Raw genomic sequence first — 15,723 nt, forward strand, 5'->3', positions numbered from 1 at the left:
GTGAGGGGGCGCGGTGAGGGGGCGGGCGGGGCGGAGGGCGAGGTTCGGGAGGGCGGCGGGGGCGGGGGGAGCGAGGGCGGGGGCGGACGGCGGGGGCGGACGGCGGGGCAAGTGAGGCGTGGGGCCGCCGAGCAGGGCGCCGCGTCAGTAGCGGCCCGCGAACCAGTTGGCGGCCGCCGCCGTGTGGAGGGGGAAGGCGAGTTCCGCCGGGGCGCGCAGGAGGTGGTGGCCGGCCGTTTCGTCGGTGGCGGCGGAGGGCGGGAGGTCGCGGGCCGGGCGTTCCGGCAGGAGGCCGAAGACCAGCAGGTGGCCGGCGGGCGAGCTCATCACGTCGGCAAGGGTCACGTCACCGGCCGGGGCCTCGATGCCGGTTTCCTCCTTCAGTTCACGCACCACCGCGTCCCGCCAGTCCTCGGCGTGGTCGATGAAGCCTCCGGGCAGGGCGATGCCGCCGCGCTGCGGCTCGATGGTGCGGGTGATGACGACGAGGCCCGTGCCACGCGCGTCGGCCGCGGGCAGCAGTGCCACGGCGACGGGCAGCGGGTTGCGGTAGGCGACGGCGCCGCAGGCCGGGCAGGCGCGTGGCCGGCCGGAACCGGCCGGGTAAGGAGCGCCGCAACTGGTGCAGTGGGAGTCCTTCACGGAGTGGGACTGTACCGATTCCTCCCCCACCTGGTAGATGGTGTGCATGACAGGTCTTGCTTCCGTGGCTTCCCGTCCCCGGGCTCTGGTGGCGGCCGCCGCCGCGTTCCTCTCCGTGTCGACGGCCGCTGTGCCCGCAGCGCGGGCCACGTCCGAGCCGAGGGCCCCGAGGGAGTTCGTGGCTCTCCGCTCCGTCGACCCGACGATCATCCAGGAGATGCGCTACACGACCGAGCACAACTTCGTGGGGGAGCCGGTGGACGGCTACCGGCAGCCGGTGTGCATCCTGACCCGGCCGGCCGCGCGGGCGCTGCACCGGGCGCAGGTGAAGCTGCTGCGGCAGGGTTATTCGCTGAAGGTGTACGACTGTTACCGGCCGCAGCGGGCCGTGGACCACTTCGTACGGTGGGCGAAGGATCCGCGGGACGAGGAGATGAAGGCGGAGTTCTATCCGTTGGTGCCCAAGTCCCGGCTCTTCGCGGACGGGTACATCGCCGAGAAGTCCGGGCACAGCCGGGGCTCCACGGTGGACGTGACGATCGTGAGGCTCCCCGCGGCGCCGACCCGTCCCTACGAGCCGGGTGAAGTGCTGGTGCCCTGCTACGCCCCGCGGGGGGAACGGTTTCCCGACAACTCCGTGGACATGGGGACGGGTTTCGACTGCTTCGACTCCCTCTCCCACACCGACGACCCGCGCGTGCGCGGGGTGCAACGGGCGAACCGGCAGATGCTGAAGAGCACGCTCGGCACGGAGGGGTTCGTCAACCTCCCCGAGGAGTGGTGGCACTTCACGTACCGGCCGGAGCCGTTTCCCGGCACGTACTTCGACTTCCCGGTCTCCAGGCGGTCGGTGGCGGGGCGCTGAGTCACGGTCTCGCGGGTCGTCGGCGCGGGCGGCCGGGGCGGGCGGCCGGGGCGGGTGCTCGCGGCCCGCACCCCGGCCGGTGGGGGTACGGGCCGCCGTGGCTCAGGTGGTGACGGGCTCGCGGGTGCGGGCGGCGCGGGTCAGGGCGTGTTCGACCACGGCGACCAGTACCGCCTTGACCGACTCCCGTTCCCGCGCGTCGCACATTATCAGCGGCACCTCCGGGTCGAGGTCGAGTGCCGCCCGGACCGTCTCGGCGGGGAAGCGGGCCGTTCCCTCGAAGCAGTTGACGGCCACCGCGAAGGGGATGCCGCGCCGCTCGAAGTAGTCGATCGCGGCGAAGCTGTCCTCCAGACGACGGGTGTCGCACAACACCACCGCTCCCAGGGCGCCTTGTGCCAGCTCGTCCCAGAGGAACCAGAAGCGGTCCTGGCCCGGCGTACCGAAGAGGTACAGCACCAGGTCCTCGCGGACCGTGATGCGACCGAAGTCCATGGCGACCGTGGTCGTGGACTTGGTCTCCACACCGTGCAGGTCGTCGACCGGCCGGCCGGCCTCGGTGAGGGTCTCCTCCGTGCGCAGCGGCCTGATCTCGCTGACCGCGCCCACCAGGGTGGTCTTGCCCACCCCGAACCCGCCCGCGACCAGGATCTTCAGCGTCACCGGCTCGACCGGTCGCTTCTTGCGGCCGGTGCTAAAGCGCCCGAAGGCCATTGATCACCTCACGGAGGATGCTGACGTCCGGCAGCTCGGCCGGCGGTACGGGACGGGTTACGTGGACGAGTTCGTCCTCGACGAGGTCGCCGACCAGGACGCGGACCACCCCCACGGGGAGGTCCAGGCCGGAGGCCAGCTCCGCGATCGACCGGGGGAGGTCGCTGCACCGCTCGACGATCTCCACGTGTTCCGGTGACAACGTCTGGTCGCGGCCGGGGTCGTCGGCCGCGGGCTCGGGGACGACCACCGCGATCAGGTCGAGGCGGTGGCGGGTGGCGCTGCTGGTACGGCCGCGTGTCATCGCGTACGGGCGGACCACCGGGCCCGCTTCGTCGTCGAACCAGTGGTGCGGTTCATGGCGGCCCCGGCGTCTGTGCCGGTTCCGCGGACCTGCTGCGTCACTCATCGCATCCCCCTCACCCTCCGGTGTGCGGTCCGGTCCGAGGTGCCGTCGCCAGGTGGGCCCCGACCCGCTTGACCATCAGCGTCATCTCGTACGCGACGAGCCCGACGTCGGAGTCGGCGTCCGCCAGCACGGCGAGGCAGCTGCCGTCGCCGGCGGCCGTGACGAAGAGGAAGGCGTCCTCCAGCTCCACCACGGTCTGCCGCACACGGCCGGCGTCGAAGTGGCGGCCGACGCCCTTGGCGAGGCTGTGGAACCCCGAGGCGACGGCTGCCATGTGCTCGCTGTCCTCACGGCTGAGGTCCCTGGAGGCCCCGGTGGCGAGGCCGTCGCTGGAGAGCACCAGCGCCTTGCGGATGGAGCCGACCCGGTCGACCAGCTCGTCGAGGAGCCAGCTCAGCTCGCCGGTGGAGCCGGTTGAGTCGGGTACTGCTGCGGCGTTCGGTGCGGTCATCGACCGTCCCCCTCGGGTGTCGTTCCTCGTGCTGTTCCGCCGTGGCCGGCGGGCGGGGCGCTCTCGGCGTTCTGCCTGCGGCCCCGCTGCCAGCCTCGTTGCATCGCTGCCATACGGCTGCGTACTTCTTCCGCTTCGCGCTCGGTGGCGTCTTCCGAGCCGCGATCGGTGTCCTCGTCCTCCACGGCGGCGCGCCGGGCAGCCTCCCGGAGCTGGGGCGCGAGGCTCGCCTGGCGTACGCGCCGGGGAAGGCCGCGAAGCAGCAGGGTGGCGTCGTCGTCGGACGCAGCGGGGGGAAGGTTCCCCTCCGGCCCTCTGGACGCGGTTTCGGCCGGTGCGCCCGATGTGGTCCCGAACGGTGTCCCGGGCGCCGACGGCGTCCCGTGTGCGGTGCGAGTGGGGGCCGTCTGCGCGGGGGGCGTCTGCGCGGGGCCGGTCTGGGCGGGCGCGCCCGGCGCCGGGTGCGTGCGGCCGCGTTCGTCCAGGCGTCGGCCGCGGTGTGCGACGAGCGTCGGCGGTTTGCGGCGCGGGAGCGGGACGAGGCCGCCCGTCGTCGCCTCGGGAGCCTGGTCGGTGGCCTGCTGGTGCTGCTCGTGGTCGGTGTGGCGGCCGGTCACGGGGCGCAGCGGCGGGCGGGCGCGGAACAGCCCGCCGCCCGTGTTGTCCTTCTCCACCAGGTCGCTGAGCCGGTCGTCGAGGTCCGTGAGGCCGGCGAGCCGGTCGTCGGCGTCGAGCGCGCCGACCGGGGCCTCCAGCTCGACCGGTCCGTCGAGGACGGACGGGCCGGTGGCGGAGGACAGGCGGGAGGGCGCCTTGGAGAGGGGCGCCCGCCGGTGCGGGGCCTCCTTGCCGCTCTTGCGGTCGAGCCGGAAACCGGCGCCCTGGGTCTCGGGTGCGTCGGTGAGCAGCGCGGCCGGAATGAACACGACCGCGGTGGTCCCTCCGTACGGAGAGGGCTGGAGCGAGACCCGCACGTTCTGGCGCTGGGCGAGGCGGCTGACGACGAAGAGGCCGAGCCGGTCGGTGTCGGAGAGTTCGAACTCGGGGGTCTCGGCGAGCCGCAGGTTGGCGTCGAGCAGCGCTTCGGGGGCCATCCCGAGGCCACGGTCGTCGATTTCGAGGGTGAAGCCGTTGGCGACCCGCTCGCCGTGGACGTGGACGGCGGTGTGCGGTGGGGAGAACACGGTGGCGTTCTCCAGGAGCTCGGCGATGAGGTGGGTGAGGTCGGCGACGGCCGGGCCACCGACGCCGATACGCGGCAGACGCCGCACCTCTACGCGTTCGTAGTCCTCGACCTCGGCGACCGCGGCACGTACGACGTCCATCAACTGGACCGGCTTGCGCCACTGCCGTGAGGGCGCCGCGCCGGAGAGGATGACCAGGCCCTCGGCGTGGCGGCGCATGCGGGTGGTCAGGTGGTCCAGGCGGAACAGGTCGGCGAGTTCCTCGGTGTCCTCGGTGCGCCGTTCCATGGTGTCGAGCAGGGTGAGCTGGCGGTGGAGGAGTACCTGGTTGCGGCGGGCGAGGTTGACGAAGACCTCGGACACGCCGCGGCGCATGTCGGCCTGCTTGACGGCGGCCTCCACGGCGGCCCGCTGGAGGGTGTTGAGGGCCTGGCCCACTTGGCCGACCTCGTCCCTCTCGTACTCCAGGTGCGGCACCTCGGTCTCGACGTCGACCTGCTCGCCGGCGGCGAGGCGGCGCATCACACTGGGCAGCCGTACGCCGGAGACCTCCTGGGCCTCCTTCCGCAGCCGGCGAAGGTCGCGCACGAGGCCGCGGCCGACGCGTACGGAGACGACGACCGATATGAGCAGGGCGAGGAACCCGAGCACGCCGGCGACACCCGCCTTGAGCAGCACGCTGTGGGCGGCGGGCTCGACGCGGTCCTGGTAGCGGTGGCCGGCCTCGGCGTTCTCGCGGGCGAGTTCGTCGAGGACGGGGGCCGCCAGCTTCTCCCAGCGCGCGGCGTCGATGGTGCGGGTCTCGCCGGTGGCCCCCTCGGCGAGCAGCGCGTCCTCGGCGTCGCGCAGCGGTTCGGTCCGGGGGCCGCGCCAGTACGCCTCGAAGACCTCGCGTTCGGAGCCGGGCATGAGATCCAGGTTGACCTCGTAGAGCAGCTCGCGGTGGGCGGCGAGGTCGGAGATGGCACGTATTTCCTGGGCGGTGATCCTTTTGCTGATGAGTGAGGAGACCACCAGGGCGTCCTCGCGGGAGAGCATCTCGCGGGCCCGTACGACACCGGTCAGAGCCCGCCCCTGCTTGTACACCTCCACGTTCTCCAGGGCGTGGAGGTTGCCGAGGAAGCTGTAGCAGGGGTCCACGAGGCGGTTGTAGAAGTCCAGTGCCTGGAGGCGGCCGACGGCGCGGTTCTCGACGGAGCGGCGCAGTGCGCCGAGGTCGTCGAGGGCCGCGAGGAGGGAGGTGAGCCTCGCGGACGCCTGGGTGCTCAGGGCGTCGACGACACCGGGGTCCTTGGCGCTGGCCCGGATCCTGGCGATGGCCCGGTCGGTCGCGGTGCGGTCGCGGCGGAGTACGGGCAGGGCCTCGGCGGAACGTGGGTCGGCGAGGTAGATCAGCGTCTGGCGGCGCTCCCGCTGGATGACGTTGACGGTCTCCTCGAGCGGGTGCGCGACCCTTTCGACGATACGGCCGACGTCCAGGAGCCGGCCGGCCTCGCGGCCCGTGATGTAGGTGGCGAATCCCCACAGGCCGGTGAGGGAGAGGAGCGGCACAAGGAGCAACGCCACGATCTTCCTGCGGATCGACTTCCCGCGAAAGCGCATGGCCTCCCCCACTCGCACCCGCCTGTCGCCCGGCGTGGGTGTACACGTCAACACAGCAATAAACGGCGCGAGCCTACTACTGCATCACGGACAACTCGAAGGGACGTCCGGGCGATTTTCAGCCGCACTGTTCCGCGCAGATCGTGAGTTGTCCTGGTATTCGGCGAGTTGACGGTCGCCACTGGGGCGGATGGCCCCTGGCAGGGCGTCATTTCTGCGTGATGGCCGGATGGCTGGAATTGCATGTTCCGGGGGAATCTTCCCCGACCGTCGATCGTCCTCCTGTACGGGAAGGCGAGAACTGTCGGCGTAAAGCGGCTCAAGGCGGGCAGCCACCCCTTGAGACGGTCGGGCGTGGGGAGTGGCGGTTCGGATGGAGACGGCGGCGCGACGCGAACTGTGGGTGGAGGAACCGGTGGGGAGGCGGAGGCTCCCCGATCCCGTGCGTATGGCGGCGGTGCGCGCCGTGCTCATCACGGCGCTGACGCTCATACAGGCGATGGTGGCGTTCTTCTGTACGCTCACGGCCTCCTGGCTGGCCTTCCCGACGGTGCTCAGCAGCATCGGCAGCACGGTGGTCGCGACCTGGTCCGTACTGGACGTGTGGGTGACCCGGCAGGTGTGGAACCAGCGCCACGGCGTCGTGTCGACGCCGAGCAGTACGGCACGTCACCTCCGCCGGGAGCGCCGCAGGGCCCAACGGGCCGCCCGCACGGAGGCACGCGGGGAAGCGCGTGGGGAGGCCCGTGGGGAGGCCCGTGGGGCGGTGCGCGTACCGGGCCGGCAGGGCGCGCGCGACAATCGGCTGTCGCGGGCCTGACCCCGGCACGGCCGGGCTGCGGACGGGCCCCCTGCCTGGCGGGACGGAGCCGGCCCACGCTCGGCCGGGCTGTACGGGCCGGGTGGCGCGGGGCGGCGCGGGGGCCGGTGCGTACGGGCCGGGTGGCGCGGGGCGGCGCGGGGGCCGGTGCGTACGGGCCGGGTGGCGCGGGGCGGCGCGGGGGCCGGTGCGTACGGGCCGGGTGGTGCGGGGCCGGGTCACGCGGCCTCGCCCGCCCGTCGGAGCCGGGTCGCGCGGCCCCGCTGGTGGAAACCGGCTCGTGCGGGGCCGGTTCGTCTGCGGTGCGCGGGCGTGTGTGCGATACGGCTAGTCGCTGAGCGCCGGTTCCGGTGCCGGGCCGCGCTTGAACATGCGGGTGGCGGTGATTTCGCCGTGCACCACCGCTTCCCCCTCGGTCGCCGGCTGCGGCAGGCCCGGGCGCAGATGCTCCTCCACGCTGATGTACTTCAGCCCCGCCCGGAGGTCCGCGTCGTTGCGCAGGCGGATGACCAGGGGGAACTCCGCGAGAGCGGTCGTGTCGAACAGGCCCGTGGTGTAGAGCAGCTGGACGCCGAGCGCGTCCGAGACCGCGCGCTGGAGCTCCAGCAGGTACGTGGCGTTGGCTCGGCCGATCGGATTGTCGAGGAACAGCGTGCCGGCGTGCCGGTGCTTGTCTCGGCCCCGGTCGTTGCTCCGCAGGGCGGCCATCGTGCAGTACAGGGCGATGGCGGCCGTGAGCAGCTGACCACCGGAGAAGACGTCGCCCATCTGCCCGACCGGAACCCGCTCGGCCCGCAGCACCGCGTCGGGCTTCAGGATTTCCACCGCCACCCCCTTGGGCTGGAGGGCGGCCTGGACGCCCCGCAGCAGCAGCGACATGCCGTCGCGGCGGAGGTCGGAGTTCTTCTTGACGGCCGCGCGGGTCGCTTCGTCGATGACCTCGCCGAGCCGCTCGACGAGCGTCGCCTGGTCGGGCTCCTCGAACCGGATGCGCAGGAACTCCTGGCCGGACCACTCGCCGAGGCCCTCCGGGAGCCGCGACAGCCGCTGCGCCGAACGGAGCGTGGCCAGCGCGGACTCGACCAGGCCCCGCAGCCGGTCGACGATCGAGTCGCGGTTGCGCTCCAGCTGCGCCAGCTCATCGGTGAGGACGCGCAGGCGGGGTGCGAAGGCGTCGGCCCACTTGGCGGCGTGCTCCGGCAGGGCCGACGCGGGCAGTTCCCGGATCTGTTGCCGGGCAGGGGTGCGAACCTGCTCGTAACGGGTGGAGTTGGCGTGCCGTACGAGGACGTCGCAGGCTTCCCGTACGCCGGCGTCCGCGGCCGACAGGTCGGTCGCGCAGCCGCGCAGGGAGCGCCGCGTCTCGGTGGCGGACCGGCGTGCCTCCTCCAGGCTGCCCGGGTACGGTTCGGGGCTCTCCTGGTCCTCGTCGGCGTGCTCCCTGAGCAGGTCGCGCAGGAGGGCGGCCGTCTCGTCGAACCCGCTCGCGGCGTCCTCGGCGACATGGTGGGCCTGGAGGAGCCGGGCGTGCGTGGCGCGGGCGGTCTCCAGCGCCTCGGTGCGGATCGCCAGTTCGGTGGTGGCGGTCCGCAGGAGGGACTGGGCGTGGTCGGCGTCGGTGGGCACCAGCTCCTCGGGCAGCTCGGTGTGCGCCTCGCCCTCCGTGGGGGCCAGGCGCTCGGCCTCGCCGCGCAGTCGGCCGAGCTTCTCGCTGGCCTCCGACGTCCGGGACTCCAGCATCTGGACCAGGGACTCGGCGCGGGCGGCCGCGGCCTGACGCGACGGGCCGTCGGCGCCGTCCGGGCTCTCCAGCAACTGGGCGGCGCGGGTGCGGACCTTGTTGGTGAGGCGGTCCAGTTCGGCGAGGGCGGCGCTCTCGTCGCTCTCGGCCCGGGCCTGCTCGGCGCGCAGGTCCGCGCCGACGCCGACCTTCTCGTACAACTGGGAGGCCGCGCGGTACGCCTCACGGAGGGCGGCGAGAGGCACGCGGGGAGCGTCGGCGTCCTCCTCCGGCAGGTTCTCGGGGGCGCCGGCGATCTCGGCGCGTTCGGCCCGTAGGGCGCGGGCGGTGCGATGGGCGTCGTCGGCGGCACGCTGCGCCGCGCGGCGGTCCTCGTCGGCGGCACGGGCCCGTTCCAGGCAGGTCTGGGCGCGGGCCTCGGACTCGGCGGCCTCGTCGGCCAGCTCGCGGAGCCTGGCCTGCCAGCCGGCCCGCTCGCGCAGCCGGAACGCGAGGCCGGCGAGGGCGTCGGCGACCCGGCGGGCCCGCTGCGCGGCTTCCTGCCGCTCGTCGCGCACGCGGGCGGTGTCGGCCGCCACCTCGTCGGCCTCCGCCCGCACGGTGCGGGCCTCGGCGAGCGCTGCCTCGGCGGCTTCGGCGGCCACGCGCGCGGTGGTGGCGGCTTCCGCGAGTTCGGTGAGCATGCCGGGCGGGCAGTCGTCGCGCCAGGACCCGATGCGGGCGGCGAGCGACCGGTCGCCCGTGAGGCGGGCGGCGAGGGTGCGGATCTCCTCGTCGCGGGCGGCGGCGCGGGCCCGCAGCGCCTGGCGCTCCTCGTCGGCGGCGTGCTCGTCGTGCATGGCCGGGTTCGGCGGGACGAGGAAGACGTCCGTGTCCGTGTCCGTCCCCGGGCCCGTCGGCGCCGGGACGGGCGCGAGCAGCGCGGCGGCGGTGCCCACGGCCACCGCTGAGCGCGGCAGCAGGGCCGCGCCGGCCAGGACCTCGCGGGCCCTGGCGTACGAGACCGGGTCGGTGATCACGATGCCGTCGACCAGCTCGGGGCGGGCGGTCAGCACGGCGGCGTGGTCGGCGGGCGCGACCGCCTGCGCGAGGTAGCGCCAGCCGGGGAGGGCGGGGATGCCCTGCTCTCCGAGGTACTCGACGGTGGCGAGGACGTCGGGACCCGGCGGCAGGAGACCGCCGTCACCGAGGGCGCCGAGGATGCGGGAGTCGTCGGCGGCGGCGGTACGCAGCTCGAAGAGCTTGCGTTCGGCGGAGGCGATGCCCTGGTCGAGGAGGTCGCGCAGTTCATCGGCGTACCGGTCGAACTCCTCCACCGTGAGCGGGCCCTGGCCCGCCCGCGCCGGTCCCGGTGCCCCGTCGCCGCCGGACCGGGCGTCCGCGCCCTGGCGGGGTCCCGGTACGGCGGGCCGGGCGGTGGACGGTTCGGCGTGCCCGGGGGCGGACGGCTCCCCGGTCGAGGGCCTGCCGGTCACGGGCCCCGCGGCGGCGGGCTGCGCGGCGGACGGCAGGCTCAGCAGTTCGGCGAGGCGTTCCTCGGCGGCGATGGACTCGGCGGCGCGGCGCTCGGCCTGGTAGGCGTTCTCCGCGGCCTGGGCGGCGTCCGCGGCGCGCGCCGCGGCCAGTTCGGCACGGGACTCCGAAGCGGCGGCCTCGCGGGCGCGGTCAGCCGCCGCGCGGGCGGCGTCACGGGCCGCGTCCCAGGCGGCGACGGTGGTCTTCTCGGCGTCGCTGGCGGCGAGCGCGGCGCGGGCGGGGTCGGCGTCCGGGGCGGTGTCGTCGAGCCAGCCGGCCCGTACGGCTTCGGCGGTCTCCTGCTCCACCTCGGCGAGGCGCTGTCGGAGGTGGCCGGCTTCGCTGCGGGCGCGCTGGGCCTCGGTGGCGGCGGCGGTGGCGTCGTGGTGGGCGGTCTCACCCGCCTCCTGGAGGGCGGCCGAACGCTCCTCCTCCTCGTCGGCGTGGCGCTCGCCCTCCTCGGCGGCCGCGTGCAGCGCCCGTACGAGGTCGGCGGCGGCCTTCGCGCGGGCGGCGAGCGCGGGGGCGGCGTCCCGCTCGGCCTCGCGGATGGCGGCCGCCACGCGCGCGGAGCGGTCGGCGGCGGCGCGGTGCCTCAGGACCGCCTCGGCGGCCTGCCAGGCCGCGTGGAGAGTGCGGGCGTCGATCAGTTCGCGGCGCTGGGCTGCGGCGCCCTTCTCGGCGGCGGTGAGGGCCAGGGAGGCGTGGCGGTAGGCCAGTTCGGCGGCGACGCGGGAGGCGCGGGCGCGGGCCTGCTCGGCCTCGGTGACCGTGTGGGCGGCCTCGGTGACCCGCTGGGCGAGCTCGGCGGCACGGCCGCGTTCCGCACCGGCGCGGGCGGCGAGGCGGGTGGCGAGTGTACGGGTGCGGCGCTCGGCACCGGCGTGGACGTCACGGGCACGCGCGCGGGTGTCGGCCGCGTCGACGATCCGGCCGAGGAGGTCGACGGAACCGGCGGTGAAGTCCCGCTCGGCGGTGAGCTCGGCGCGGCGGCCCAGCTTGTTGCCGAAGCCGCTGACCAGGTCCGCGAGGCCGTCCGTGTCCCGCGTGTCGGTGACCGCACGCAGCAGGAGGTCGGTGAAGTCGGAGTCCTTCTTGACCGCGAAGAGGCCGGCTGCCTCCCCCTCGTCCGCGTTCATCTCCCGCTGGTAGCGGAAGAGTTCGGGGTCCAGGCCGAGGTCGCCGAGGTGTTCGTTCCAGCGGTCGTGGATCTCCTCCCAGTACACCTCCAGGTGCGGGTACGCCTTGCCGGCCTCCGTGAGGGCGTCACGGAAACCCTTCATGGTGCGGCGGCGTCCCTGGGCGCCGGAGACACCTTCGGCGGGCGGGCGTACGGAGGTGGCTTCGGCGACCGGGAGGGAGTCGAGCCCGAGGCCGGGCCCCGGGCGGAAGGAGTACCAGGCCTCGGCGAACCTGCGCGGGTCGTTGGAGACCTGCCTGCCGCGCCACTCGCTGACCTTGCCGACGACGACGAGCTCGCCGGTGAGCGTGTGCTGCCACTCCAGGGCGACGTGGCCGCAGTCGTCGGCGAGCAGGAACTTGCGCAGCACACCGGAGCTGGCACCGCCGAGGGTGTTGCGGTGGCCCGGCAGCATCACCGAGAAGATCAGCTTGAGCAGGACGGACTTGCCGCCGCCGTTCTCCAGGAAGAGCACGCCCGCGGGCGCGGGGCGGCGCGGCGGGCCGACCGGCTCCTCCTCGAAGAACTCCGCCTGGGTGGGGGCGGGGTTGGGCACCGGCGCGCCCACTCCGCGCAGGTCCAGCACGGTGTCGGCGTAGCGCGCACCGGCCGGCCCGATGGAGTAGAGGCGGACCCGGGACAACTCGTACATGTCGGCGGACTCTCAGTCGTGTGCTGTCGTGTTGCGCTTGCGCGTGTGAGGCGTGGAGTGTCGGACGTGGGCGGGTCAGGCGTGGAAGGGCAGACCGGCGTCGGCGGCCAGCTCGAGGTCGTCCCCCTCCGGAGGCGGCAGGAGGGTGGCGGAGCCGTCGGTGACGGGGACGACGCCCAGGTCCAGGAGTTCGGCCATGGCGGCGCTGCCCGCCATGTCACGGACCTGGAGCTGGTAGCGGGCGGTGGTGCGGTAGGAGCCGCCGCCCTCGTCACCGGTGCGCTGGAGGAAGCCGGAGTCGGTGAGGAAGGCGACGGCTTTGCCGATGATGCCGGTGGTGGATCCGGCGAGCCGGCGGGCGTCCTTGGTGGCGCCGGTGGCGCTGCGCCGCGCGTAGATGCGCCAGGCGGCCTCCAGGCCGGGTGTGTCGGTGGCGGGGTCGGTGTTCTCGCCCTGTTCCTCGGCGCGCTCCTCGAGACGGCGGCAGGCCTGGCGTACGAAGGCGTCGACGCCGTTGACGGTGATGCGGCCGATGTACCCGTCGTCGGCGAGGTCCTCGGGGCGCGGGAACGCCATGGCGGCGACGGCGAGGTGGGCCAGGCCGTGGAGGAACCGGTCGGCGGAGTCGGTGGAGGCGCGGCGGGCGTAGTCCCCCATGCGGACGGCGAAGACGGAGTCCTCCGCGGCGGTGACGGCCATGCCGGCGCGCGGGGAGACCTCCAGGACGATGAGCCCCAGGCCGGTGGCGACGGCGTCGGCGACCCGCGCGAAGGCGGGTTCCTCGCGGTAGCGGCGGAGGAGGTCGGCGTATTCGGCGTCGCGGGCGGGGAGCAGCTTGGGCTGGAGCCCGAAGGAGACGAGGCGGGCGGCGTCGGCCGCGTCGGCGGGTGTGACGGGGGAGCCGCCGAGGGGGGCTCCGGTGGGCGCGGCGGTGCCGGACGCGGCGGGGTGCGCCGCCTGGGTGGCGTCCGGCTCGCTCCACGCGTCGGCGTGCTCGGCGTGGTGGTCGCTCACGGCTGGGGCTCCTCGGTGCGGGTGGATCGGTGTCGTGATGGGGACGTGGGGGGCTGTCCGACGCCCGGAGGGCGGCCGGGGCTGTGCCGTGCGGGCTCGCGGCGGCGGCGCTGGGCGACGGCGGAGCTGCCCGGCGGGCGTTCCGGGGCCTTCGGCTCCGGGGTGCGAGGGCCGGGGAGGCCCTGCACCCGGCGCTGGGCGCCGCCTCCGGCGCGGCGCGCCCCCAGGCGGCCGGGCAGGTGGGGCGCCCCGCCCGGGCCGAGGGGCGGGCGGGACGGCGCGCCTGGGGCGGCGGGCGGGCGCACCGCGTGGTGGTCCGCGGAACTCCGGCGCGCGCCGGAGAGCGGCCCGACGCCCGGAGGGCGGTCGGGGCGCCCGACGGCGGGGCGGGTGAGGGCAGCGGGCCGGAGGGCGGCGCGAGGGGGCGTGCCGCCGACGACGCGGACGAGCACGGGGCTCGTCATGTCGCGTCCGTACGGTCGGCGGCCATGCCCGCCGCGTCCAGCAGAGCGGTGCCGACGATCAGGTCCGCCCCGCCGAACTCGGGGTCGTCCAGCTCGGTGCCGTCGTCGACGGAGAACAGCAGGCGCTCCTCGCCCTGCCGGTAGGCCGTGCCGACCGGGGGGCTCGCCGCGTGTACCGCCAGCAGGGCCACGAGGTAGGGCAGTTCGGGGTCGCGGCGTCTGGCCTCGGCGAGCAGGCCGGAGAGCCGGCGCGGCGCGTCGTGCTCGAGGTCGAGCAGTTCCATGGCGGTGGCCAGCTGTGCCTCGCTGAACCGGCTGTCGTCGGGCGTCGCGATCACGTCGGGTTCCGGCATCTCGGCGCCCAGATGCTCCCGCTCCACCGGCGGGATCAGCAGCATCTCGACCAGGTCGCCCATCCGGACCGAGCCGGGGGCGCGGAGCCCGGTGCCGTGGGCGAAGTACGCGTCGGTGACCCTGCTCGCCTGTTCCACCGGCAGCGGCAGGATCGGTGCGAGCAGCTGGCCGTAGAGGTCGAGTCCGGAACGGGCGGTGGGCTGGGCGAAGGCCTGCCGGTCCTGTTCGGCCCGGAACAGCGGTCCGGCTTCGAGGAGCCGGGACTGCAACTGGGTGTGGCGTCGGATGCAGTCCTTGACGATGTCGACCAGTTCGGCCGCGCGCCGCTTGTGCTCCTGGTCCTCGGCCTCGTCCCGCGCCTTGCGGATGTTGGTGAGGATGGCGTTCTCGTGGCGGTACCGGTCGGCGACGTGGTCGAGCGCCTCGTCGATCATGTCCGGTACCGCGCCGAGCCAGTCGACGGCCCGGACATTGCGCCGGGTGGCCTCCAGGGTCCTGCGGAGCGTCTCCGCGTACTGCACGGTGCGGTACCTCGCCTGTTCCGCGGCGAGCTGCGCGTCGGCGAGCCGGCCGCGGCTGATCAGCACCTCGAGCTTCACCTCGGCCGCGATCTGCGCGCTGGTGACATCGGTGTCCAGGGCGCCGACGAGGACGTTGACCGCCTCGTCGGTCGTACGGAGGTAGACGGCGCCGCCGTAACCGGGGACCTCCTCGATGAGCTTGAAGTCGTAGTCGCGGCGTACGTACACACCGTCGGTGCCGAACGTGCCGTACACCGCGCGGAAGCCCCGGTCGACACTGCCGACGTTGATCAGGTTCTCCAGGACCCAGCGGGCCACGCGCTCGTGTTCGGCGGCGGGGCGCCGCGGGGCCTGGGCGGCGACCCGGGGCAGCAGCCGGGCGACGATCTGCTCGTGGTCGGCGCCGGTGTCGAAGTCCATGTTGAGCGTGACGAGGTCGATCGCGGCGAGGGCGACCTCCGCCATGGCGTACGTCGAGTACTCCCCCGCCAGGTTCGCCTTGCGCGCGTCCAGGTCGTGCAGGGGCGCGGTGCACGCGAGCGCGCGCAGCCGCCGCGCGAGCCCTTCGTCGGCGGCCGGGCCCTGAGCGGGCCGCGGCCCCGCGCTGAGCTGGGGCGGAACGAATTCCGTCGAGGCAGGCGAAGTCACGCTGCACAGATTAGGTCCTCGCACTGACAACGGTCGAAACGGCGCAGATGGCCCGCGCGGCCCCGTCTGCCGACCGGTGCGCGGAAGGGCCGTCGGCCCGCGCGCGAAAGGGCCGCGAGTCCGCGCGCCGGAGCGCCGTGAAGGCGTACACGCGGGTACCGCAGCGCGTGCGCCGGAAGCGCCGTCAGTCGTCGGCCGTCACCGGACCGCTCTCCATCACATGGGCATAAACCTGGACCAACTGGTCACGAGAGTCGTCCAGGTACTCCACGAGCAGCCGCTCGGCCTTCACCCGCTCACCCGCGCCCAGTGCGTCCAGAATCTCCCGGTTGCGCAGGAGATAGGGCTCGTGCAGCGCACGGGGGTCGTCGACGATGTGGAAGACGAGCCTGAGTTCGGCGAGGACGCCGCGCATCAGTTCGTCCATGCGGTCACTGCCGGCGAGGGCGACCAGCTCCCGGTGGAAGTGGATGTTGGCGGTGGAGACGCCTTTCCAGTCCCCCGCCCGCGCGTCACGCTCACCCGCGGTCACCGCCCGGACCAAGCCGTCGAGGAGGAACGGGGGCTCCCCGAGGTCGTGCACGACGGCGCGTTCGACGAGCCGCCGCGTGCGGTAGATGTCGACGACGTCCTCGACGGCGAGGACCCGCACGAACACCCCCCGGTTCAGCTCGTGGACGAGCAGCCGCTCATGCGTGAGCAACCGGAACGCCTCGCGCAACGTGTTGCGGGACACCCCCAGCGCGCCGCCGATGCTGTCCTCCGACAGCCGTGTGCCGGGCCGGAAGAACCCCTCGGCGATACGGGTGCGCAGGATGTCCGCGACCCGTTCCGCGGTGCTCGTACGCCCCAGGAGCGCCCGGTCGTCGGCCAGTCCACCGCTCTCGGCGCCCGTCTTCCCCACAGCGTCCTCATCTCGTCCGTCCGCGGCTTCCGCTCCGCTCATC

The 15,723-nt window shown here is 74.2% G+C and carries 11 protein-coding genes; 2 read left to right on the top strand and 9 right to left on the bottom strand.

Features of this window, described 5'->3' with window-relative positions:
* Positions 1 to 144: 144 nt before the first annotated feature.
* A complete protein-coding gene (locus ABD347_RS25770) occupies positions 145 to 690 on the bottom strand; it encodes an NUDIX domain-containing protein (RefSeq protein WP_344365588.1) in 546 nt (181 codons plus the stop codon).
* On the opposite strand from ABD347_RS25770, the gene ABD347_RS25775 reads away from it, so the two are divergent.
* On the top strand, positions 689 to 1,507 hold the full coding sequence (locus ABD347_RS25775) for a M15 family metallopeptidase (protein ID WP_344365590.1): 819 nt from the start codon (positions 689 to 691) through the stop codon (positions 1,505 to 1,507). The two genes, ABD347_RS25770 and ABD347_RS25775, sit on opposite strands and share 2 nt — an antisense overlap.
* Before the next feature lie 102 nt (positions 1,508 to 1,609).
* On the opposite strand, the gene ABD347_RS25780 is transcribed toward ABD347_RS25775, so the two are convergent.
* From ABD347_RS25780 to ABD347_RS25795, 4 genes are read right to left on the bottom strand one after another with little or no spacing between them, the layout of a single operon-like run.
* Positions 1,610 to 2,221 carry a GTP-binding protein gene (locus tag ABD347_RS25780; RefSeq protein WP_344365591.1) on the bottom strand — a complete coding sequence of 204 codons (612 nt, stop codon included), beginning with the start codon at positions 2,219 to 2,221 and terminating at the stop codon, positions 1,610 to 1,612.
* Complete coding sequence (locus tag ABD347_RS25785; RefSeq protein WP_344365592.1) at positions 2,202 to 2,630, bottom strand: DUF742 domain-containing protein; 429 nt, start codon at positions 2,628 to 2,630, stop codon at positions 2,202 to 2,204. Before ABD347_RS25785 ends, ABD347_RS25780 begins: the two co-directional genes overlap by 20 nt.
* Positions 2,631 to 2,640: 10 nt before the next feature.
* A complete protein-coding gene (locus ABD347_RS25790) occupies positions 2,641 to 3,081 on the bottom strand; it encodes a roadblock/LC7 domain-containing protein (RefSeq protein ID WP_344365595.1) in 441 nt (146 codons plus the stop codon).
* On the bottom strand, positions 3,078 to 5,867 hold the full coding sequence (locus tag ABD347_RS25795) for a nitrate- and nitrite sensing domain-containing protein (RefSeq protein WP_344365598.1): 2,790 nt from the start codon (positions 5,865 to 5,867) through the stop codon (positions 3,078 to 3,080). The genes ABD347_RS25790 and ABD347_RS25795 overlap by 4 nt, the downstream gene beginning before the upstream one ends.
* A 373-nt stretch (positions 5,868 to 6,240) precedes the next feature.
* Between ABD347_RS25795 and ABD347_RS25800 the strand changes: the two genes are divergently transcribed.
* The gene (locus tag ABD347_RS25800; RefSeq protein WP_344365600.1) at positions 6,241 to 6,687 is read left to right on the top strand and encodes a hypothetical protein; all 447 of its coding nucleotides are present in this window, start codon (positions 6,241 to 6,243) and stop codon (positions 6,685 to 6,687) included.
* A 327-nt stretch (positions 6,688 to 7,014) separates the two neighbouring features.
* On the opposite strand, the gene ABD347_RS25805 is transcribed toward ABD347_RS25800, so the two are convergent.
* The 4 genes from ABD347_RS25805 to ABD347_RS25820 all read right to left on the bottom strand — a co-directional run bounded on the left by ABD347_RS25805 (position 7,015) and on the right by ABD347_RS25820 (position 15,680).
* Positions 7,015 to 11,775, bottom strand: coding sequence for a hypothetical protein (locus ABD347_RS25805; protein WP_344365602.1), 4,761 nt, complete (start codon positions 11,773 to 11,775; stop codon positions 7,015 to 7,017).
* A gap of 75 nt (positions 11,776 to 11,850) precedes the next feature.
* On the bottom strand, positions 11,851 to 12,789 hold the full coding sequence (locus ABD347_RS25810; RefSeq protein ID WP_344365604.1) for a hypothetical protein: 939 nt from the start codon (positions 12,787 to 12,789) through the stop codon (positions 11,851 to 11,853).
* A 460-nt stretch (positions 12,790 to 13,249) separates the two neighbouring features.
* A complete protein-coding gene (locus ABD347_RS25815) occupies positions 13,250 to 14,776 on the bottom strand; it encodes a hypothetical protein (protein ID WP_344365605.1) in 1,527 nt (508 codons plus the stop codon).
* Positions 14,777 to 14,960: 184 nt separating this feature from the next.
* Positions 14,961 to 15,680: a GntR family transcriptional regulator gene (locus ABD347_RS25820; RefSeq protein ID WP_425575769.1), complete on the bottom strand. Its 720-nt coding sequence runs from the start codon at positions 15,678 to 15,680 to the stop codon at positions 14,961 to 14,963.
* Positions 15,681 to 15,723 lie beyond the last annotated feature (43 nt).

The organism is Streptomyces gobitricini (genome assembly GCF_039532985.1).
Lineage (GTDB): Bacteria > Actinomycetota > Actinomycetes > Streptomycetales > Streptomycetaceae > Streptomyces > Streptomyces gobitricini.

Excerpts from the sequence above, each read along its gene's own strand:
- ABD347_RS25775 (WP_344365590.1), top strand. The coding sequence starts at position 689 with ATGACAGGTCTTGCTTCCGTGGCTTCCCGTCCCCGGGCTCTGGTGGCG.
- ABD347_RS25770 (WP_344365588.1), bottom strand. The coding sequence starts at position 690 with ATGCACACCATCTACCAGGTGGGGGAGGAATCGGTACAGTCCCACTCC.
- ABD347_RS25780 (WP_344365591.1), bottom strand. The coding sequence starts at position 2,221 with ATGGCCTTCGGGCGCTTTAGCACCGGCCGCAAGAAGCGACCGGTCGAG.
- ABD347_RS25785 (WP_344365592.1), bottom strand. The coding sequence starts at position 2,630 with ATGAGTGACGCAGCAGGTCCGCGGAACCGGCACAGACGCCGGGGCCGC.
- ABD347_RS25790 (WP_344365595.1), bottom strand. The coding sequence starts at position 3,081 with ATGACCGCACCGAACGCCGCAGCAGTACCCGACTCAACCGGCTCCACC.
- ABD347_RS25795 (WP_344365598.1), bottom strand. The coding sequence starts at position 5,867 with ATGCGCTTTCGCGGGAAGTCGATCCGCAGGAAGATCGTGGCGTTGCTC.
- ABD347_RS25800 (WP_344365600.1), top strand. The coding sequence starts at position 6,241 with ATGGAGACGGCGGCGCGACGCGAACTGTGGGTGGAGGAACCGGTGGGG.
- ABD347_RS25805 (WP_344365602.1), bottom strand. The coding sequence starts at position 11,775 with ATGTACGAGTTGTCCCGGGTCCGCCTCTACTCCATCGGGCCGGCCGGT.